Annotated in this window: 16 protein-coding genes and 1 riboswitch; of the genes, 9 read left to right on the forward strand and 7 right to left on the reverse strand. The window is 75.5% G+C overall.

Annotated features, from left to right (window positions below; translation table 11 throughout):
• Positions 1 to 10: 10 nt before the first annotated feature.
• Complete coding sequence (locus tag ACH4SE_RS14215; protein WP_398543639.1) at positions 11 to 1042, forward strand: RNA polymerase subunit sigma-70; 1032 nt, start codon at positions 11 to 13, stop codon at positions 1040 to 1042.
• Positions 1030 to 1650 carry a TIGR03086 family metal-binding protein gene (locus ACH4SE_RS14220; RefSeq protein ID WP_398543640.1) on the forward strand — a complete coding sequence of 207 codons (621 nt, stop codon included), beginning with the start codon at positions 1030 to 1032 and terminating at the stop codon, positions 1648 to 1650. The genes ACH4SE_RS14215 and ACH4SE_RS14220 overlap by 13 nt, the downstream gene beginning before the upstream one ends.
• A gap of 73 nt (positions 1651 to 1723) precedes the next feature.
• Here ACH4SE_RS14220 and ACH4SE_RS14225 read toward each other — a convergent pair whose 3' ends face one another.
• The 4 genes from ACH4SE_RS14225 to ACH4SE_RS14240 all read right to left on the reverse strand — a co-directional run bounded on the left by ACH4SE_RS14225 (position 1724) and on the right by ACH4SE_RS14240 (position 8245).
• Positions 1724 to 3277 carry a DHA2 family efflux MFS transporter permease subunit gene (locus tag ACH4SE_RS14225; protein ID WP_398543641.1) on the reverse strand — a complete coding sequence of 518 codons (1554 nt, stop codon included), beginning with the start codon at positions 3275 to 3277 and terminating at the stop codon, positions 1724 to 1726.
• Between the two features lie 167 nt (positions 3278 to 3444).
• Entirely contained in the window at positions 3445 to 4467 is a 1023-nt protein-coding gene (locus tag ACH4SE_RS14230; RefSeq protein ID WP_398543642.1) for a LacI family DNA-binding transcriptional regulator, read from the reverse strand.
• A 152-nt stretch (positions 4468 to 4619) separates the two neighbouring features.
• Positions 4620 to 6665: a DNRLRE domain-containing protein gene (locus ACH4SE_RS14235; protein WP_398543643.1), complete on the reverse strand. Its 2046-nt coding sequence runs from the start codon at positions 6663 to 6665 to the stop codon at positions 4620 to 4622.
• 134 nt (positions 6666 to 6799) lie between these two features.
• Complete coding sequence (locus tag ACH4SE_RS14240) at positions 6800 to 8245, reverse strand: MFS transporter (RefSeq protein ID WP_398543644.1); 1446 nt, start codon at positions 8243 to 8245, stop codon at positions 6800 to 6802.
• A gap of 162 nt (positions 8246 to 8407) precedes the next feature.
• Positions 8408 to 8473: riboswitch (guanidine-III (ykkC-III) riboswitch) on the forward strand.
• Between the two features lie 30 nt (positions 8474 to 8503).
• Here ACH4SE_RS14240 and ACH4SE_RS14245 point away from each other — a divergent pair.
• The 3 genes from ACH4SE_RS14245 (at position 8504) to ACH4SE_RS14255 (ending at position 10375) form a co-directional block, all read left to right on the forward strand.
• Positions 8504 to 8824: a DMT family transporter gene (locus ACH4SE_RS14245; RefSeq protein WP_398543645.1), complete on the forward strand. Its 321-nt coding sequence runs from the start codon at positions 8504 to 8506 to the stop codon at positions 8822 to 8824.
• A 70-nt stretch (positions 8825 to 8894) separates the two neighbouring features.
• Complete coding sequence (locus tag ACH4SE_RS14250; protein WP_398543646.1) at positions 8895 to 9257, forward strand: hypothetical protein; 363 nt, start codon at positions 8895 to 8897, stop codon at positions 9255 to 9257.
• A gap of 29 nt (positions 9258 to 9286) precedes the next feature.
• Positions 9287 to 10375 carry a P1 family peptidase gene (locus tag ACH4SE_RS14255; protein ID WP_398543647.1) on the forward strand — a complete coding sequence of 363 codons (1089 nt, stop codon included), beginning with the start codon at positions 9287 to 9289 and terminating at the stop codon, positions 10373 to 10375.
• Between the two features lie 39 nt (positions 10376 to 10414).
• On the opposite strand, the gene ACH4SE_RS14260 is transcribed toward ACH4SE_RS14255, so the two are convergent.
• A complete protein-coding gene (locus ACH4SE_RS14260) occupies positions 10415 to 11512 on the reverse strand; it encodes a hypothetical protein (protein WP_398543648.1) in 1098 nt (365 codons plus the stop codon).
• Between the two features lie 266 nt (positions 11513 to 11778).
• On the opposite strand from ACH4SE_RS14260, the gene ACH4SE_RS14265 reads away from it, so the two are divergent.
• The 4 genes from ACH4SE_RS14265 (at position 11779) to ACH4SE_RS14280 (ending at position 15327) form a co-directional block, all read left to right on the forward strand.
• Positions 11779 to 12387, forward strand: coding sequence for a DedA family protein (locus ACH4SE_RS14265; RefSeq protein ID WP_398543649.1), 609 nt, complete (start codon positions 11779 to 11781; stop codon positions 12385 to 12387).
• Between the two features lie 155 nt (positions 12388 to 12542).
• Positions 12543 to 13247 carry a DUF4232 domain-containing protein gene (locus tag ACH4SE_RS14270; RefSeq protein WP_398543650.1) on the forward strand — a complete coding sequence of 235 codons (705 nt, stop codon included), beginning with the start codon at positions 12543 to 12545 and terminating at the stop codon, positions 13245 to 13247.
• A 107-nt stretch (positions 13248 to 13354) separates the two neighbouring features.
• Positions 13355 to 14188, forward strand: coding sequence for a GH25 family lysozyme (locus tag ACH4SE_RS14275; protein WP_398543651.1), 834 nt, complete (start codon positions 13355 to 13357; stop codon positions 14186 to 14188).
• Between the two features lie 89 nt (positions 14189 to 14277).
• Positions 14278 to 15327 carry a PHP domain-containing protein gene (locus ACH4SE_RS14280; protein WP_398543652.1) on the forward strand — a complete coding sequence of 350 codons (1050 nt, stop codon included), beginning with the start codon at positions 14278 to 14280 and terminating at the stop codon, positions 15325 to 15327.
• A 90-nt stretch (positions 15328 to 15417) separates the two neighbouring features.
• Here the strand turns inward: ACH4SE_RS14280 and ACH4SE_RS14285 are convergent, their stop codons facing one another.
• A complete protein-coding gene (locus tag ACH4SE_RS14285; RefSeq protein WP_398543653.1) occupies positions 15418 to 17508 on the reverse strand; it encodes a cellulose binding domain-containing protein in 2091 nt (696 codons plus the stop codon).
• 148 nt (positions 17509 to 17656) lie between these two features.
• On the reverse strand, positions 17657 to 19060 hold the full coding sequence (gene sthA, locus ACH4SE_RS14290; RefSeq protein ID WP_398543654.1) for a Si-specific NAD(P)(+) transhydrogenase: 1404 nt from the start codon (positions 19058 to 19060) through the stop codon (positions 17657 to 17659).
• Positions 19061 to 19077 lie beyond the last annotated feature (17 nt).

A 19077-nucleotide genomic window follows, 5' to 3' on the forward strand; every position in this document is an offset into this window, starting at 1 on the left:
GAGAGGTCACGTGAACACCCTGAGCGGTCAGACCACCACCGCGCACGCAGAACCCGACGACGGCGACGACTTCCTGCAGCGGGCCGCCGCCTACCGCCCCGAACTGCTCGCGCACTGCTACCGGATGCTGGGCTCGGTGCACGACGCGGAGGACCTGGTCCAGGAGACGCTGCTGCGCGCCTGGCGCGGCCACCGCGGCTTCGAGGGCCGCTCCTCGCTGCGCTTCTGGCTCTACCGCATCGCCACCAGCGCCTGCCTGACCGCGCTGCAGCACCGCAGCCGCCGGGTCGTGCCGGCCGGGCTCGGCGCGCCGAGCGACGACCCCCACGCGCCCACGGAGCCGGCTCCCGACGGCGTGGAGTGGGTGCAGCCGATGGCCGACCCGCCGCCGGACCCCGCCGCAGTCGTCTCCCTGCGCGGCAGCGTACGGCTCGCGCTGATCGTCGCGCTGCAGGAACTGCCGCCCCGGCAGCGTGCGGTGCTCATCCTGCGGGACGTGCTGTCCTGGCGCGCCGCCGAGGTCGCCGAGCTGCTCGGCACCAGCACCGCGGCCGTCAACAGCGCCCTCCAGCGCGCCCGGGAGCGGCTGGAGCGGGCGGCGCCCCGCGAGGACGACGTCCACGACGCGCTCGACGCGGAGGGCCGCGCACTCGTCGAGAGCTTCGCCCGGGCCTTCCGGGAGGCCGACGTCGCCGCCCTCGCCCGGCTGCTGCGCGAGGACGTGCGGCTGGAGATGCCGCCCGAGCCCGTGTGGTTCGCCGACCGTTCGGTCGCCCTCGAATTCCTCCGGCAGCAGGTCTTCCCCGTCCTCCCCGACCAGCGGATGCGCGGGCTGACCGTCAACGACGGCCAGCCCGCCCTCGCGCTCTACTGGCGCGGCGCGGACGGGTTCTTCCACCCGCACGCCGTCAGCGTCCTGACGCTGCGCCGGCGGCAGGTCGCGCGGGCGACCGTCTTCCGCGACCCCGCGCTCTTCCCCCTCCTCGGCCTGCCCGGAGCCCTCGCCCCCGGCAGCTCACCGGAGGTGTCATGGCTGCGCTGACCGGACGCGGCCGGGCGGCGCTGCTGCTGGAGGAGGCCGTCGCCTACGGGCTGGGCTGCGTCGACTCCGTCACGCCCGCCCGGCTGCGGCGGCCGACCCCCTGCGCGGGCTGGGACCTGGAGCGGCTGCTGCGGCACCTGCACGAGTCGATGGCGGCGCTGCGGGAGGCCCCCGACCGCGGGGGAGTCGCGCTGCTGCCCGCAGGTTCCGGTGACCCGCCGCCCGGCGACCTGGTCGCCGCCGTCCGCGAGGGCGCGCGCGAGCTGCTGGACAGCTGGCGGTGCTGGGCGTCCCGGCCGGGCCCTGCGGGCGCGCCCGTGGCCGTCGGCGGGATGCCCGTACCCGGGGAGACGGTGGCGCTGGTCGGGGCGCTCGAGGTGGCCGTGCACGGCTGGGACGTCGCCCAGGCGTGCGGGTGCGCCCGGCCCATCCCGGCGCCGCTCGCGGTGGCCATCCTGCGCCGCGCCCCGCAGGTGGCGGACGCCGGCACCCGCCCCGCGCTCTTCGCGGCGCCCGTGCCCGCGGCGCCGCAGGCGTGCCCGGGCGACCGCCTCGTCGCCTACCTCGGCCGCCCCCCGGACCGCGTCCCGCCAAACGCCCGCGCCTGACACGCGGCGAAGGAGACCGCCGCGGCACCCTCCCGGGGTGCCGCGGCGGTCTCCTTCGCCCGCGGCCGTGACGTCAGGCGCCGACGGCGGCTTCCGGGCGCGGCGTGCGCGCGGCGTCCTCCTGCCGCTTGCCCGGTGCCAGCAGCGCGACGGCCGCTCCGGCGACGGCCGCCCCGGCGGCGACGACCTCGGCGGCCCGGAAGCCGGACATGAACGAACTCGCCGACCCGTAGCCCCCGTTGGCGGCGAAGACGGCCACCACGACGGCGACGCCGAAGACGCCGCCCGCCTCGCGCACGGTGTTGTTGGTGCCCGCGGCGACGGCCGCGTCCTCGATCGGCACCGCGCCGACCACCGCGTTGGCCACCGTGGGGAAGACCAGCGAGATCCCGACGCCGGCCACGATCAGCGGGCCGACCACGGTGCCGTACCCGGTGCCCGCGTCCGTGGCCAGGGCGAGCCACAGCAGGCCGGCTGCCTGGAGGATCATGCCGACCACCATGAAGGGCCGGTTGCCGAACCGTTCGGACAGCGTGCCGGCGACCGGTGCCACGAGCATCGGCATCGCCGTCCACACCAGGATGCGCAGGCCCGTCTGCAAGGGGTCGTAGCCCAGGGCCAGCTGGAACATCTGGCTGATCATGAACAGCGACCCGATGAGCGAGAACATCATGAAGAAGACGGTCCCGTTCGCCACCGAGAAGCCGCGCACCCGGAAGTAGCCGAGCGGCAGCATCGGGAAGCGCGCCCTGCGCTGCCGGGCGACGAAACCGGCCAGGAGCACCACGCCCGCCGCGAGCGCGAGCGCGACCTCCGCCGAACCCCAGCCCACCGAGGGCGCCCGCACCGGCGCCCACACCAGGGCCAGCAGCCCGGCGCTGACCAGGGCCACGCCCGGCAGGTCCAGCTGCGGGCGGCTGCCGCGGCTCTCCTCCAGCACCAGGAACGCCAGCACGGCGACGGTGACGCCGACCGGCACGTTGATCCAGAAGATCCACTGCCAGGCGATGTCCTGGATGATCACACCGCCGAGCACCGGTCCCAGGGCGACCCCGAGCCCGGTGACGGCGCCCCACACGCCGATCGCCGCGCCCCGCTTCTCCGCCGGGAAGGCGTGGCTGATCAGGGTGAGCGTCAGCGGCAGCACCACCGCGGCACCCGCGCCCTGCACCACCCGGGCGGCGATGAGCGCCGACGCCGAGCCCGCGCTGGCGCAGGCGATCGACGCCAGGGTGAAGAGGGCGACGCCGAGGGCGTACGTCCGGCGCCGTCCGAAGCGGTCGCCGAGCGCCGCGCCGGTGAGCATCAGGCAGGCGAAGGCGAGGTTGTAGCCGTTGAGCGTCCACTCCAGGTCGGCCAGGCTCGCGTGCAGGCTGTCGCGCAGCGTGGGCAGCGCGGTGGCGACCACCACCACGTCGAGCGAGGTCAGGAAGGCGCCCAGCGAGGCGAGGATCAGTGTCCAGGCCGTCCGGCCGGGCGCCGCGCTCCCGCCGCCCGCCGCTGCCGCCGGACGGCCCGGCGGGTCCGGATGGCCGGATGCCCGTCCGCCCGCAGCCGGGAGTGCCGAAGGAGCCGGGGGCGTAGGGGGAGTCGAGGGTGTCGACGGTGTCGACGGTGTCGTCGTCATGGGAAGGGGAAGACCTCCAGTCCGGCCCGGGCAGAGCGCCGCGGGCACCCGCGGGCGGCGCCGGCCCCCGCCGTCCCGGAACGCGTGCCGTCGCGAGCGGCACGGTGGGAAGGGGAAGGGGGGCGGACGCGGCCCTCAGGAATACAGACCCGGCCCGTGCGGGAAAGTCATCGCGGGCCGGCCGGCGCCGGGCCGGTGGAGCCGCGCAGGACCAGCTGGGTGGCCAGTTCGACGTGCAGCGCGTCCACGGTGTGCCGGTCCAGCAGCCGCACGAGCAGGGAGACGGCCATCCGGCCCATCTCCTCCAGCGGCTGGCGGACGGTCGTCAGCCGCGGCACGGTGCTGCGGCTCAGGTCGATGTCGTCGAAGCCGGTGATCGACAGGTCCCCGGGCACCCGCAGGCTCCGCTCGTACGCGGCGCGCAGCGCGCCGACCGCGGCCTTGTCGTTGAAGGCGACCAGGGCGGTGGGCCGCTCGGGCAGGTCGAGCAGCTCGCAGGCCGCGGTGTACCCCCGGTCCGCCGTCGGCTCGATGCTGCGCAGCAGTTCGGGGGAGGGCAGCACTCCCGCGTCGGCGAGCGCGGAGGTGTGCCCGGCGAGCCGGGAGCGGCTCGCGAGCCAGTCGCCGGGGCCGCCGATCACCCCGATCCGCCGGTGGCCCAGCTGCACCAGGTGGGCGGTGACGTCGCGCGCCGCGGTGAGGTTGGCGGCCGAGACGGAGGCGATGTCCTGCGGCAGCGGGGTGCGCGGGTCGACGACGACGAAGGGGAAGTCGGCCGCGCGCAGCGCCGCGAGGTCCCGTTCCGGCTCGGGCGGCACGACGAGCACGGCGCCGGCGAGGGCCGGGTCCCCGGGCAGGCCGCCCAGCACCTCGCGGTCGCGGGCCGCGTCGCCCGCGCTGAGCACCAGGCGCCGCCCGTGCAGGTCCAGCGTCTCGGCGATCGAGGAGACGATCACCCCGAAGTAGTCGCTGAGGACGTACGGGCAGCGTACGTAGATCGCGCCGTCCGCGGCGCCGTGCCGGGCGGGGGACCGGGCGCCCAGCCGGGCCGCCGCGCGGCGCACCGCCTCGCGGGTCCCGGGCGTGACGGAGGCGTGGCCGTTCATCACCCGCGAGACGGTCGCGATCGACACGCCCGCCTCGGCCGCGATGGCCCGGACCGTCGCCCGGGGGCCCGGCTGCCTAGCCACGCGTTACACCGCACTGTTCCATGCGCAGCAGACTAGCGGCGCCCGTGGGCCCGCTGACAGGGGTGCGAGCACGACGGTGTACGGAAGGGCGGCCCGGCGGGGGCGCGTCCGCGTTACATCGTGTTCCACGGCCGCACCGCCCCGCGGGCGGCTCAGGACGCGGCGAAGGTCAGCGTCAGCTGCGGGTGGCCCGCCGTCCCGGCCGCCTCGCGGGACCAGAACCACGCCGAGTCCGTACCCGTGGACGTCAGCGCCAGGCCGTAGCCGCCGCCGAGCGCGGGACTCAGCGCCGAGGCGGTGAGGGGGGCGGTGTAGTCGGTCTGCAGCGCGGTCGGCGCGGGCAGGGTGCCGAGCGCGCCGGCGTCCGGGGCGGGCTGGTTCGCCCAGGTCACGCCCGTCTCCGTCCAGCTGCCCGCGACATGCTGCACGCTGAGCGTGTCGGCGGAGGCGGCGAGGGCGTCGGAGCTGGTGCGCACCGAGAGCGACGCGCTCTTGAGCGTCATGCCGGCGGGCGCCGCGGGCAGCGTGAAGTGCAGGTACGTGCGGTAGGCGGAGCTGCCGCGCACCGCCAGTTGCTGGTCGCCGCCGTAGTTCGCGCTCGCCGCGGCGGCGTTGGTGTAGCTGTCGGCGTCCGCCGGGACGGTCACGGTGGTGGTGGCCGGGGTGCCGGAGGTGGTCACGGTCGCCGCCGGCGACTTCGCGCTGGTGTTGCCCGCCGCGTCCGCCGCCGTGACCTGGTAGCTGTACGTGGTGCCCGGCTGCGCGGTGGTGTCGGCGAAGGCCGCCCGCCCCGGGTTCCAGAAGGTGGAGGAGGCGCCGAGGACGGCGATCCGGGTCCCGTTGCGGTAGACGGTGTAGGTCAGCGCGGTGTCGTCGAGGTCGAGCGAGGCCTGCCAGGTCAGGCGCACCCCGTTGGGGGCGGTGACGGCGGTCGGCTGCTGCGGCACGCTGGGGGTGCGGGTGTCGGGGGTGCTGGGGAAGCGGACCAGGCCCTGCTGGAGCCGGTTGCCGTTGCTGGCGATGCGGGTGAACTCCCCGCCCACCCACAGGTAGTCGGTGCCGTTCGCGCTCGCGGTCGTCATGGCCCGCGGGCCGATCTGCTCGGTGCCGGCCGGGCCGTCGTCGGTGTCCGGGAACCAGCCCAGCAGCGGGCGGGGGTTGCCGACCGACTCGGCCAGCAGGTGCTGCCGGTCGTCCATCTGCGGGAACTGGCCCATGCTGGAGCAGTCGTGGGCGTGCGAGGCGCTGTAGAGCACGCCGTGGTAGACCTGCACCGCCTGGGTCGCGCCGAGGCACGTGTCGCGCCACCGCTCGTTCAGCGTCGCCCAGTTGACGGCGATACGGCCGTCGAAGCCGCCCGTGCCCTCGTTGGCGGTGTAGAAGCCGGTGGCGTCGGACGCGAGGTCCTGCACGGTCGAGGTCGCGCCGATGAAGCCCGGGTACGTCCGGACGTTCGCACCGGTGGTGGCGTCCACCACCGCCAGCGCGTGCGAGGCGGCCCCGTTGACGGTGTCGAAGTCGCCGCCGAGGACCACCCGGGAGCCGTCCGGGGTGAGCAGCAGCGCCTTGCCCGTCTTGTCGGCCGCGGGCGCGAAGGGGCGCAGCGCGCCGGCGGTGCTCACCGCCGCGAAGTGCTGCCGCGCCTGGCCGCCGACCGAGGTGAAGCCGCCGCCGAGGTAGACGGTGTCGTCCGTCGCCAGGAGGGTGCGCACCTGCGAGGAGACCGCGACCTTGAAGTCGGTGCGCACGGTGCAGCTCGCGATGTCGACCGCCGCCAGGTTGCTGGCCGCGACGCCGCCCGCGGTGCCGAAGGTGCCGCCGACGTACAGCGTCCTCCCGTCCGGCGACACCGCGAGCGCCCGCACGGTGGCGGTGCCGCTGCCGACGGTGAAGGAGAGCCGGCAGGAGGTCGGGGCGCCGGTCGCGGCGTCGAACGCCTGGAAGTTGAGCGCCTGCTGCTCGCCGGTGCCGGCCGCCGCGCCGGGCGGACGCACCGAGGAGAAGGTGCCCCCGGCGAAGACCACGCCGTTCGCCTGGGCCAGCGCCCAGACCACGCCGTTGGTCTGCCAGGTCGGCAGGTCGTCCGCGGTCATCGCCACGGGCGGTGTCAGCGCGCTCGCCGGGCCCCCCGCGGCGAGGCCGGTCAGGGACGCCGCCGCCAGTCCCAGCGCCGCCAGGACCGCGCCGTATCTCCTCATGAACCGCTCCCCACCCGTCACCGGCCGTCGCAGATCAGGCGTTCGGGGACAGGCTAGCCTTCCCGGCGCCCGCAGGTGCCCGCTTCCGCGCTACCCGCCCGCGCGGGGGAGCGGCCCCCCGCGCGGGCGGCTGCTCAGGGCCGGGCGGCCGGCGCGGGGTCCGCGTCGCGCGGCTGCGCGGGGGCGGCCGGTGCGGGGGCGGGGCGGCGGGCCGGAATGCCCAGGGCGACGAGCATGCCCAGGAACGCGTAGCCCGCGACCGCCGCCATCGCCGCGGTGAAGCCGCGGCCGAAGTCGGCGCCGGAGGCGTAGCCGCCGCGCCCGGCGAAGACGGCCACGGTCACCGCGGTGCCGAAGACCCCGCCGAAGATCCGCAGCATCATGAACGCGCCCGACGCCTGGCCGATCTCCTGCGGCCGCACCGCGCCGACCACGGCGCGCTGGGCCGCCGGCATCGCCATCGTCAGCCCGACGCCGCTGACGATCAGTCCCGGCAGCAGCCGCGGGTACGCGGTGCCGGTGTCCGCGACCGCCGCGATCCACGTCATGCCCGCGGCCTGGAGCAGCAGCCCGCCCGCGACGAACGCCCGCTCCCCGAAGCGGTCGGTGAGCCGCCCCGCGATCGGCGCGCACACCATCAGCGTCGCCGTCCACGGCATGAGCCGCAGGCCCGCGCCCAGCGGCCCCTGGCCGCGCACCGTCTGGAAGTACTGCGCCAGGAAGAAGAGCGTGCCGTACAGCGAGGCGAAGACCAGGAAGTTCGCCGGGTTGGCGGTTGCGAAGGCGCGCAGCCGGAAGAAGCGCATCGGCAGCATCGGTGCGGGCGTGCGCTGCTCCCAGCGGACGAACGCCACCAGCAGCACCGCCCCGGCCGCCCAGGCGGCCAGCACCTCCGCGCTGCCCCAGCCCGCGGTGTTGCCCCGCACCAGGCCCCAGACCAGGCCGAAGGCGCCGCCCGTGACCAGCAGCACGCCCGGCAGGTCGAACCGGGCACCGGGGCCCGAGCTCTCGGCGATGCGGCGCGCGGTGAGCGCCATGGTCACCAGGCCCACCGGCAGGTTCAGCCAGAACACCCACTGCCAGGCCAGCCCCTCGGCGATGACCCCGCCGACGAAGGGCCCGCTGAAGGTCGCCAGGCCCGTGACCCCCAGGTACAGGCCCATCGCCTTGCCGCGCTGCTGCGGCGGGAAGGCCGCGCCGACCATGGTGAGCGACAGCGGCAGCACCATGGCGGCGCCCGCGCCCTGCAGCGCCCGGAAGGCGATCAGCGCGCCCACGTCCGGCGACAGCGCGCACGCCACCGACGCGACGGTGAAGAGCGCGAGCCCGGCGGTGAAGACGCGCCGCCGCCCGAACCGGTCGCCGAGCGCCGATCCGGTCAGCAGCAGCGCCGCGAAGGTCAGGTTGTAGGCGTTGACGACCCACTCCAGCGCGGCGGTCGACGCCGTCAGGTCCTCCCGGATCGTGCCCAGGATCGTCGTGACGACCACGCTGTCCAGCGACATCATGAACGACGCCGCCGAGGCCAGGCCCAGGATCCAGACCTGCGCCGACGTCATCCGTACTTTCTCGGTAGCCACCGTTCTCCCTCTGCTTCCCGCTCCCTCCGCCCGCCGCGGCGTGCGGAGCTGTCCTGCCCGTGCAGACACGGCGGGCGGCGGAAAACGGTCGGGGGCGAGGCCCGGGCGCCGCCGCCGGTCGCGGAGCGCGGGCGCGGCCCCGCGCGTATGACCGCAATGGGGGTATTTGCTAGCCTGGGGCGGACCCGACGAGCGCGTCGTACCGGGACCCTGCAAAGACGGCGCACCCCCGTACATCCCGATCACGGAGGTGCCGTCATGGCATGGGTCCTTCTTGTCGTCGCAGGTCTGCTCGAGGTCGTCTGGTCGGTCGGTATGAAGTACACCGACGGCTTCACCCGGCTGTGGCCCAGCGTGGCCACCGGCGCGGGCATCGCCGCCAGCATGGTGCTGCTTTCCCGGGCCGCCCGCACGCTGCCCATCGGCACGGCGTACGGCGTGTGGGTCGGGATCGGCGCGGCCGGTGCGGCCGTCGCCGGAATGGTGCTCCTGGGCGAGCCCGCGACCGCCGCGCGGATCTTCTTCGTGGCCCTGCTGATCGTCGCCGTCGTCGGCCTCAAGGCCACCGCGGGCCACTGACCGGCGCCGGGGGAGGGGCCTTCCGTGAGCCGGGCCCCTGCGGGCCCGCGCGCCGGAGGACACTGGACGCATGACCGCGACCTACCGGGACACCTGGATCCGCTGCACCGACGACGCGGTACGCATCCGCGGCTACTACTTCCCCTGGGGCACCAGGAAGATCCCCTACGGTTCGCTCGCGGCCGCCAAGCGCGTCCGGCTCGGCCCGATGACCGGGCAGTTCCGGGTGTGGGGCACCGCCAACTGGACGGTGTGGGCGAGCCTCGACCCGGGCCGGATGCGCAAGAGCGAGGGCGTGCTGCTGGACGTCGGCCGGCGGGTGCGCGCGCTCGTCACGCCCGCGGACGTCGCCGCCTTCCTCGCGGTCCTGGACGCGCACGGCGTCCCCGGCGCCCGCCCCGCCGGCGGCACAGGCCGGCACGGCGCGGCCTGACACCCGCCCGGACGCCAGGAGGAGGCCTCATGGAGCACGGTACGGTTCCCGGCGCGGCCGACGCGCTGACCGACGTGGCCGGACTGCGGGTCGGGCACGCCCAGCGCACCGGTGACGGCTGGCTCACCGGCGTCACCGTCGTCCTCGCCCCGCCCGGCGGCGCGGTGACCGCCGTCGACGTCCGCGGGGGCGGCCCCGGCACCCGGGAGACCGACGCGCTCGACCCGCGCAACCTCGTCCCCCGGATCGAGGCCGTCGTGCTGGCCGGCGGCAGTGCCTTCGGCCTGGACGCGGCCTCGGGCGTCGCGGCCTGGCTGGAGGAGCAGGGCCGCGGCTTCCCGGTCGGCGGCCCCGGGCGCGTCGTGCCGGTGGTGCCCGCCGCCGCCCTCTTCGACCTCGGGCGCGGCGGTGACTGGCACGCCCGCCCGGACGCCGCGATGGGCCGTGCGGCGGCCGAGGCGGCGGCCGCCTCCCCGGAGGGCGCGCCCGTGCCGCAGGGCGGTACCGGGGCCGGGACGGGCGCGGTCGCCGGCGGCCTCAAGGGCGGCACCGGCACCGCGAGCACCGTACTGCCCTCGGGCGTCACCGTGGCCGCCCTCGCGGTCGTCAACGCGGCGGGCTCGCCCGTCGACCCCGCCACCGGCCTGCTCTGGGCCGCGCCCCCCGGCTGCACGCCCGTACCGCAGGACGTACGGGAGCGGGCCCGCGAGCGCCTGGCCGCCGCGGCCGCGCGGGGCGCAGAGCAGGCGGCGCGGCCGCTGAACACCACCCTCGCGGTCGTCGCCACCGACGCGGACCTCTCCCGTTCCCAGGCCCACAAGCTCGCGGGCACCGCCCACGACGGGCTGGCCCGCGCCGTCCGGCCCGTGCACCTGCTCTCCGACGGCGACACCGTCTTCGCCATGGCCACCGGCCGCCGCCCGCTGGTCCCGGCCGCGGACGGCGCCCCCGCAGACCCCGCGTTCGGCGTCCACCTCGCGGCGGGCGCCCTCAACGCCGTCCTCGCCGCGGGTGCCGACACCCTGGCCCGCGCGGTGCGCAACGCCGTGCTGGCGGCCGAGCCCGTCACGGGCCCGGGCGGCGACTTCCCCTCCTACCGGCAGCTCTACGGCGGCTGAGCCCGCGGGCCGCCCGCTGTCCGCCGGGTCCTGTACGCCTCAGCCCGCCGCCCGGGTCATGCGGCGGCGGGCCACCGCGAGCAGCAGGCCCGCCGCGATCAGGGTGCTGCCGCCGGTCAGGAAGGCCGCGCGGGTGAAGCCGCCGGAGCCGGTCAGCGCGAGGCTGCCGGACTGCGGGACGGCGCCCGCGGCGGTCGGCGTGGGGGACGGCGTGGCGCCGGGCCTGCGGGCGGCCGTCGTGGCGGGCGCGGCGCTGCGGTGCCGGACCGCCGGGGCGGCGCGCTGCGGCGCGGTGGTGGCCGCGGTCGTGGCGGGCGCCGGGGCCGGGGGCGCGACGACGACCCGGAGGGTGTGCGGCGCGGCGCCGCTCGTGTCGAGGTAAGGGTCGTCCGCGGCGTCCAGCGCGGTGGTCGCCGTCCCGTCCACTGCCGCGGTGACGTCCGCGCGGAAGCGTCCGTCGGCCCCGGTCCGCACCGTACGGGTCACCGGCGCGGAACCGTCGCCGGGCCGGTAGCCGATCCGCACCGGCACGCCGGCGACCGGCAGCCAGCCGCCGTCCGCCGCCCGCTCGACGAGGCCCGCGGCGGTGACGGGGCGGCCCGCGGGGCCCGGGGCGCCCAGCGCGTAGGCGGCCGTCAGCCGTACGGCGCTGGGCACCGCCGTGACGTCGGCCTCGGCGTCGGCGTCCCAGTCGCCGTACGTGCCGCCTCCGGGGCCGGGCGCGCGGTGCAGCGCGTGCACCGGCACGGTCCAGGGCCCGGCGCCCGCGCCCGCCGGGCGCAGCCCGATCCGCGCGCCGGGCAGCCGGAAGGCGCCGCCCGGACCGGTCAGGACGGTGCCGAGCAGCTGCCCGGCGCCGGACGGGTCGCCGGCGACGAGGTCCACCGTCGCGCCCGCCGCGGGCTCCCGCGGGCCGGCGTCCTCCCGGCCGCTCCGCTCCAGCCGCCCCTCCAGCGTCACCGTGCGGTCGGCGTAGTCCGTCGTGGCGGGCTGCGCGGTGAAGCCGGACAGCGTCCAGCCGCCGCCCGGGTCGCCCGGCGCCGCCTGCGCCGTCCCCGGCAGCCACACCAGCAGGGCCGCCCCCGCCGCCACCGCCGCCCCGGTCCGCCGTACCGCCGCCGTCCCCACCCCCGCCATGGTCCCGCCTCCTGCCGTGTGCCCGTACTCATGGGACGAGCCGGCGGCCCGTCCCGTTGCGGCCGAGGAAGGTAATTTCCGGTGAGGAGTGTGTGAATGCGCGCCCAACGCCTCTTTCACCCCCCGAATGTCACCCCCGAACACCCGCCCGTGGACCGCCTGCCCGCGCGGGGCCGGAACACGCCGCCCGCCGCGCGGCGGCCCGGTATCCCGGTCGGACGCGCGGCGCGTGCGGGGATGCGGCCGTGCGGGGGAAGGCTTCCTCCATGCACTCCATCACCGACTGGCTCTCGCGCTTGTCAGGCCCCGCCGTCTACGCCGTCGTGGGGGCCCTCGTCTTCTGCGAGGACGCGCTCTTCTTCGGCTTCGTGCTGCCCGGCGAGACCGCCGTGGTGCTGGGCGGGGTGATCGCCAACGAGGGGCGGGTCTCGGTGTACTGGCTGGCCGCCGTGGTCGTCCTGGCGGCGGTGGCCGGGGACTCGGTCGGCTACGAGGTCGGCCGCCGCTACGGGCCGCGCATCCTGGAGGTCAGGACGCTGCGGGGGCACCGCGAGCGGATCGACCAGGCGCGGGACTTCATCCGCAGGCGCGGCCCCGCCGCGGTCTTCCTCGGGCGCTTCATCGCCTTCTTCCGCGCCATGATGCCCGCCCTCGCCGGTATCTCGCGGATGCGGTACCCGACGTTCCTGCTCTTCAACGCGCTGGGCGGGCTGGTGTGGGGCGTCGGCTTCACCCTGCTGGGCTACTTCGCCGGCAGCGCCTACAAGCGCGTGGAGAAGACGGCGGGCACCGCCGTGGCGGTCGTGGTCGCGGTGGTCGTGGTGGTGGCGCTGGTGGTGTGGCAGATCCGCAAGCGCCGCCGCGAGCGCGACTGACGCCGGCGGGGCCGGCGGGGCGACGGTTCGTACGTACGCGCCCGCGTCGTACGCGTGTGCCGTTTCCGGTGTTCCGGGCGGTGACAATGTGCGGAAACGGCAACAATCGGCCCCGGCGGGGTTCGAAGCGGGCCCGGCGTGAGAAACCGACCAGTATGGCTACTTCGTCCTCTCACCCCGGGGCGGCGGACCGGTCGCGGTCGCGGCGCCGTCCGGCCGTTCTCACCGCCGCGGCGGTGGCGCTGCTGTCCGCCGCGGCCGCCGGGTGCAACAGCGGCGACGGCTCGTCCGCGTCGCCGGCCACCGACGGCAACGACACCCCGGCCTCCGCCCCGGCCACCACGTCCGGCACCGCGGCGCCCACCGGCCCGGCCACCGGCACCCCGGCGCCGCCGTCCGGCACCACCGCGCCCCCGGCGTCCTCCGGATCGTCCGGCTCCTCGGGCGGTACGTCGCAGCAGGCCACCGCCCGCTGCACCGTCACCGACCTCACGATGACCCTGGGGCGCGGCGACCCGGGAGCGGGCAACGTCTACTACCCGCTGGTCTTCACCAACACCACCCGGCACAGCTGCACCCTCGACGGCTTCCCGGGTGTGTCCCTGCTGCGCGGCGACGGCAGCGTCATCGGCAAGCCCGCCACCCGCCAGGCGGTCAAGGCGGCCGCGGTGCGGATCGCGCCGGGGCAGACGGTCGAGGCGGACCTGCACACCCTCAACCAGGGCGTCAGGGACGGCGGCTGCTGGCGCACGCCGACGCTGATCATGGTCTACCCGCCCGGATCGACCCAGTCCATGACGCTGGCCACGGCGAACCCGGTGGTCTGCGGCGACACCTTCGACGTCGGCCCCGTGCACTGACCGCGCCCGCACCGCGAACCCCCCAGCCCGGCAACCTCTTCGAGCCCAGCACCACCGCACCACCGCACCACCGCGCCACCGGCGCACGAGCACCGAAAGGGACCGCCGTGACGGTCAACGGCATCGATGTCGCCTCGTACCAGAGCAGCGACTACAGCACCAGCGGCCTGGACTTCGTCGTCGTCAAGGCCACCGAGGGGTCGAGCTACACCAATCCCCGGCACGCCGGGCAGGTCGCGCACGCCCGCGCGCACGGACTGGTGGTCGGCCACTACCACTTCGCCCGGCCCGGATCCGCGAGCGGCCAGGCGGACTACTTCCTGGCGCACGCCGGGGCGAAGGCCGGGGACTTCCTGGCCTTCGACTGGGAGGACTCCGGCGTGTCCGGCGCCCACAAGGACGCCTGGCTGCGGCACGTCAGGGCCAAGGCGCCCGAGCACCGCGTGGTCCTGTACTGCAACCGCGACTTCTGGCTGCACCGCGACCACACCTCCTACTGCGCGGACGGCCTGTGGATCGCCGACCCCTCGGCGCCCAGGGGCCACCCGCGGGTCGAGCACCCCTGGCTCTTCCACCAGTACAGCGAGGCCGGCGGCCTCGACCGCAACGTCGGCAACTTCAAGGACCGCGCCGCCCTGCACGCCTGGGCGGGCAGGAGTGCCGCCGCGCCGCGCCAGGAGCCCTTCCCGGGCGCCGAGTGGTTCACCACCGGCCGCCGCTCGCCGGTCGTGGCGGCCATGCACGACCGGCTGGTCGCCGTCGGCTGCGACCACTACCGCAGCACCGCGAACAAGGACGTCATCGGCTCCGGCGACATCGCCTCCTACGAGGCGTGGCAGCGCAAGTACAGCGCCGAGCACCACAAGGGCTGGACCGGCGACGCGCTGAAATGGCCGCCCGGCCGCGAGAGCTGGGACGCCCTCGGCGTGCCCCTCGTCTGACCACCCGGCACACCGGCCGCGGGCCGCGAACGTGTGACCTGGTGCGCCCCGCCGTTAGCCGCGGGGCCGGGCCGGGAAGGCGGGTGTCCATGGAGCCGATCGAGGCACTGGAGCGGATCGCCTTCCTGCTGGAACGCGCCGACGCGCCCGTCTACCGCATCCGCGCGTTCCGCAACGCCGCCGCCGTGCTCGCCGGACTGCCGCCCGGCGAGCTGGAGCGGCGCACGGCGGCCCGCCGCTTCACCGATCTCAAGGGCATCGGCAGCACCACCGGCACGGTGCTCGCCGAGGCCGCCGCCGGGCGCACCCCCGCCTACCTCGCCGACCTCGAACGCGAGCACGGCGGTGCGCCCGTCTCCGGCGGCGCGGCCCTGCTCGCCGCGCTGCGCGGCGACTGCCACCTGCACTCCGACTGGTCCGACGGCAACAGCCCGATCTCCGTGATGGCGCGCGCCGCCCGCACCGCCGGGCACGAGTGGGCGGTGCTCACCGACCACTCGCCGCGGCTGCGCATCGCCCGCGGGCTGACCGCGGACCGGCTGCGCCGCCAGCTCGACACCGTCGCCGAGCTGAACGAGCAGTTCGCACGGGACCCCGTGCCCTTCCGGCTGCTGACCGGTATCGAGTGCGACATCCTCCCGGACGGCTCGCTCGACCAGGAGGACGAGCTGCTCGCCCGGCTGGACGTCGTGGTCGCCTCGGTGCACTCCGAGCTGCGGATGGCCGCGCCCGCCTTCACCCGCCGGCTGCTCGCCGCGGTCGGCAACCCGCTGGTGGACGTGCTCGGCCACTGCACCGGACGGCTCGTCGGCGGGCGCCGCACCCGCCCGGAGTCCTCCTTCGACGCCGAAGCGGTGTTCGCCGCGTGCGCCGCGGCCGGCACGGCGGTGGAGATCAACAGCAGCCCGCAGCGGCTCGACCCGCCGCGCCGGCTGCTGGCCCTGGCCAGGGACGCCGGGGTGCTCTTCGCGATCGACAGCGACGCCCACGCGCCCGGCCAGCTCGGCTGGCAGGTGCACGGCTGCGCCCGCGCGGCCGAGGCCGGCGTTCCCGCCCGCCGCGTGGTGACGACCTGGACGGCGGACGACCTGCTGGCCTGGACCGCGACCCGGCGCCCGCCGGCGGGCGGGCAGCCGTAGGAGCGCGGCGGGCGCCGGGAGGAGCGCCTGCCGCGTCCGGCGCCCTCGGCGGGCGCCGGACGCGGCAGGGCGGTCCGGAGGGGGAGGACGTCACACGGTGGTGCAGACCGTCCCGTTGAGGGTGAAGACCGTCGGCGGCTGGTAGGCGCCGTTGTTGGCACCGGTGAAGCCGAAGGTCGCCGAGTTGCCGCCGTTCGGGGCGAGCGTGGCGTTCCAGTCCACCGGGGTCGCCGTCACGGTGCCGCCGTCGGACTTCAGGTTGGCGTTCCAGAAGCCGCTGACCGACTCGCCGCTGCTGGGGAAGGTGAAGGCGAGCGTCCAGCCGGTGATGGTCGCCGGCCCGGTGTTGGTGACCGTCACGTTGGCGTTGAAGCCGTTGCCCCAGCCCGCCGTCAGGTCGTACGACACCTTGCAGGTGGAGTCCTGCGGGGTGCCGGTGCGGACGGTGAGCGGGTCCGAGGGCCGCGACAGGTGGCCGTTGGAGTCCCTGGCCAGGATGTTCCAGGTGCCGGTGCTGCCGGGCACCAGGTTGTGGACGGTCGCGGAGGTGCCGGTGGAGGTCGCCACGAGCTCGCTGTTGGCGCCGATCTGCCGGTAGACCTCGTAGCGGTCGACCTTGCCGCCGGTCGAGGGCGTCCAGCTGACGGTGGCGGTGGTGGCGCCCGCGGCGGTGACCTTCGGCGCGCCCGGCGCGCTGAGGGCCGAGCCGCTGCCGGCCCTGGGGTGCACGGTCACGGTGGTGATCGAGTACGGCGGCAGCGTCCAGGTGCCGGTGTTCGGCGCGGTGGCGCTGTCGATGGACGAGGCCTGGTCGCGGAAGGTGTCGACGGTGGCCGCCGAGCCGTCCGGGAGGAAGTTCGCGTAGTTCAGCGCGACCGTCTGCGCCTTGGCCGGGTCCTTGTTGATGAGCATGACGCTCAGGTCGCCGTTCTTGCGGTGCACGGCGTGCGCCGCCACCAGCGGGCTGCCGCTGGCCGCGCCGATCAGCTGGTCGCCGGGCCTGCCGAGGTGGCTGAGCATCGAGATGGCGTGGTAGGGCGCGAAGGGCGTGTTGAGCGGCGGCTCGCACACGTCGCCGACGCAGGTGCCGCTGGACAGGATGCCGTAGTCGTTGAAGTCCGTCGCGCCGTCCGGGGCGGTGCTGATCGCGCCGGGCCCGTTGTGGGTGTCCCACCAGTCGACGGTGAAGACGCCGTTCTGCAGCGCCGTCAGGTACGCGTCGGCGCCGAACAGCGCGTTGGGCTGGGTGTCCTCGAAGACGTTGGAGTTCAGCTCGGTCAGCGCGACCGGCATGTCGGGCGCGCCGGCCTCGGCGAGCTGGTCGTGCAGCTGGGCCAGCTCCCCCGACAGCTGGGAGGGGGTGTTCAGCATCCCCGCCGCGTCCGAACCGCCCGGGTACCAGTGCACGATGACGAAATCGGCCTTGCCGGCGACGAGCGGGATCACCGTGTGGTTCCAGTCCGATGTCTCGCCGGACGCCATCACGCCGTCCGGCCAGTTGCCGGGCAGCGTCAGCACCGCGCCGACCTTGACCGTCGGGTCGACGGCCTTCATCGCGGTGACGTAGTCCACCACGTTGTGCGCGTAGGCCGCCGGCGAGGTGTCGGCGTGGTTGTCGGTCTCCCAGCCGCTGCCGTAGTGGCCGTTGCCGTACAGCTCGTTGCCGACCTCCCAGAACTTCGCGCCGTAGCCCTTGGTGACGTTGGCGTAGCGCACCCAGTCCGCGGCCTCCTGCGGGGTGCCGGAGCCGTAGTTGGCGATGAGGATGGGCTGGGCGCCGATCTTCTTGACGGTGCCCATGAAGGCGTCGAAGTCGGTGCCGGGCGCGACGTAGCCGCCGGGGGCGGTGTTGTCGACCCAGTGGTAGATGTCGCCGTAGGAGCCGCCGGGGTAGCGCATCATGCCGATGTTCGCGGCCGACAGCAGGTTCTGCACCTGGGGGACGTTCATCTGGGCGTCCCACACCGCGCTGTTGAGCCCGTAGGCGGTGTCGGGGATGGTCCCCTGGCCCTCGGCCGCGTTCACGGTGACGCCGACGGGCTGGGGGGCCGGGGCGCCCGGGTCGTCGGCCAGCGCCGTACCGCCGCCGGCCAGCAGCGCGGCGCCGAGCGCCAGCGCGGAGGCGCAGGCGGCGAGCCGTCTGCGGGGATGTGCCGAGCTTTTCGCAATGCCTGGACGCAACGGTCTCTCACCTTCGCGAGGTGTGACGTGGGGGGTGTGCGCAGTGCGTGGGAGCGCTCCCATAGTTGACACGGCGACCGTCGTTGTCAATGCCCGGGCGCCCACCGGGAGTTGTCCCGGTGGGCGCCCGTGGGGGCGGCCCCCGGCGTCAGTCGCCGAGCCGGTCGACCTGCCGCATGCGGTTGGTGACGTCGAGCGCCGCGACCTTGTACGACTCCGCGAGGGTCGGGTAGTTGAACACCGCGTCGACCAGGTAGTCCACCGTGCCGCCGCAGCCCATCACGGCGTGCCCGATGTGGATCAGCTCCGTCGCGCCGGTGCCGAAGCAGTGCACGCCCAGCAGCCGCCGGTCCTGCGGTGACACCAGCAGCTTCAGCATGCCGTGGGCGTCGCCGATGATCTGGCCTCGGGCCAGCTCGCGGTAGCGCGAGACGCCGACCTCGAAGGGCACCGAGGCGTCGGTGAGCTCGTCCTCGGTGCGCCCGACGAAGCTGATCTCCGGGATCGTGTAGATGCCGATCGGCTGGAGGTCCGCGAGCGCGTGCGCCGGCTCGCCGAAGGCGTGGTAGGCGGCGCAGCGGCCCTGCTCCATCGAGGTGGCGGCGAGCGCCGGGAAGCCTATGACGTCGCCGACGGCGTAGATGTGCGGCACCGCCGTGCGGTAGTGCTCGTCCACGGCGAGCCGGCCCCGCCCGTCCGCCGCCAGGCCCGCCCGCTCCAGCCCGAGCCCGTCGGTGAGGCCCTGCCGGCCCGCGGAGTACATGACGGCGTCGGCCGCGATCTTCTTGCCGCTCTCCAGCACCGTGAGCGTGCCGTTCTCGTGCCGCTCCACGGCCGCGACGGTCTCCCCGAAGCGGAAGGTCACCCCGAGGTCGCGCAGGTGGTAGCGGAGCGCCTCGACGATCTCCGCGTCGCAGAACTCCAGCATGCCCTCGCGCTGCTCGACCACCGTGATCCGGCTGCCGAGCGCGGCGAACATCGACGCGTACTCCATGCCGATCACACCGGCGCCGACGATCACCATCGAGCTCGGCACCCGCTCCATGCGCAGCACGCTGTCGGAGTCCATCACCGTGCGGTCGTCGAACTCCACGCTCGCCGGGCGGGCGGGCCGGGTCCCCGTGGCGATGACGATCCGGTCGGCGGTCACCACCTGCTCCTGGCCGCCCCGGCCGGTCACGGCCACGGTGTGCTCGTCCAGGAAGTGCCCGGTGCCGTCCAGCACCGTGACGCGGTTGCGGGACAGCTGGCTGCGCACCACGTCCACCTCCCGGCCGACGACGTGCTGCGTCCTGGCCGTCAGGTCGGCGACGGTGATGTCCTCCTTGAGCCGGTAGCTCTGCCCGTACAGATCCCGCTGGTTGAGGCCGGTGAGGTAGAGCACCGCCTCGCGCAGCGTCTTGGACGGGATCGTGCCGGTGTGCAGGGACACCCCGCCCAGCCGGTCGGAGCGGTCCACCAGGGCCGCCCGCCTGCCGAGTTTCGCGGCCGCGATGGCCGCCTTCTGCCCGCCAGGGCCCGAACCGATCACCAGTATGTCGTAGTCGCGCACCCGGCCAGTCTGTCAGC

Origin of the sequence: Streptomyces sp. NPDC020983, from assembly GCF_044333485.1 — a bacterium.
Classification (GTDB): Bacteria; Actinomycetota; Actinomycetes; order Streptomycetales; family Streptomycetaceae; genus Actinacidiphila.

Coding starts and splice junctions, on each gene's coding strand:
- ACH4SE_RS14220 (WP_398543640.1), top strand. CDS start 1,030: ATGGCTGCGCTGACCGGACGCGGCCGGGCGGCGCTGCTGCTGGAGGAG.
- ACH4SE_RS14225 (WP_398543641.1), bottom strand. CDS start 3,277: ATGACGACGACACCGTCGACACCGTCGACACCCTCGACTCCCCCTACG.
- ACH4SE_RS14235 (WP_398543643.1), bottom strand. CDS start 6,665: ATGAGGAGATACGGCGCGGTCCTGGCGGCGCTGGGACTGGCGGCGGCG.
- ACH4SE_RS14245 (WP_398543645.1), top strand. CDS start 8,504: ATGGCATGGGTCCTTCTTGTCGTCGCAGGTCTGCTCGAGGTCGTCTGG.
- ACH4SE_RS14250 (WP_398543646.1), top strand. CDS start 8,895: ATGACCGCGACCTACCGGGACACCTGGATCCGCTGCACCGACGACGCG.
- ACH4SE_RS14255 (WP_398543647.1), top strand. CDS start 9,287: ATGGAGCACGGTACGGTTCCCGGCGCGGCCGACGCGCTGACCGACGTG.
- ACH4SE_RS14260 (WP_398543648.1), bottom strand. CDS start 11,512: ATGGCGGGGGTGGGGACGGCGGCGGTACGGCGGACCGGGGCGGCGGTG.
- ACH4SE_RS14265 (WP_398543649.1), top strand. CDS start 11,779: ATGCACTCCATCACCGACTGGCTCTCGCGCTTGTCAGGCCCCGCCGTC.
- ACH4SE_RS14270 (WP_398543650.1), top strand. CDS start 12,543: ATGGCTACTTCGTCCTCTCACCCCGGGGCGGCGGACCGGTCGCGGTCG.
- ACH4SE_RS14280 (WP_398543652.1), top strand. CDS start 14,278: ATGGAGCCGATCGAGGCACTGGAGCGGATCGCCTTCCTGCTGGAACGC.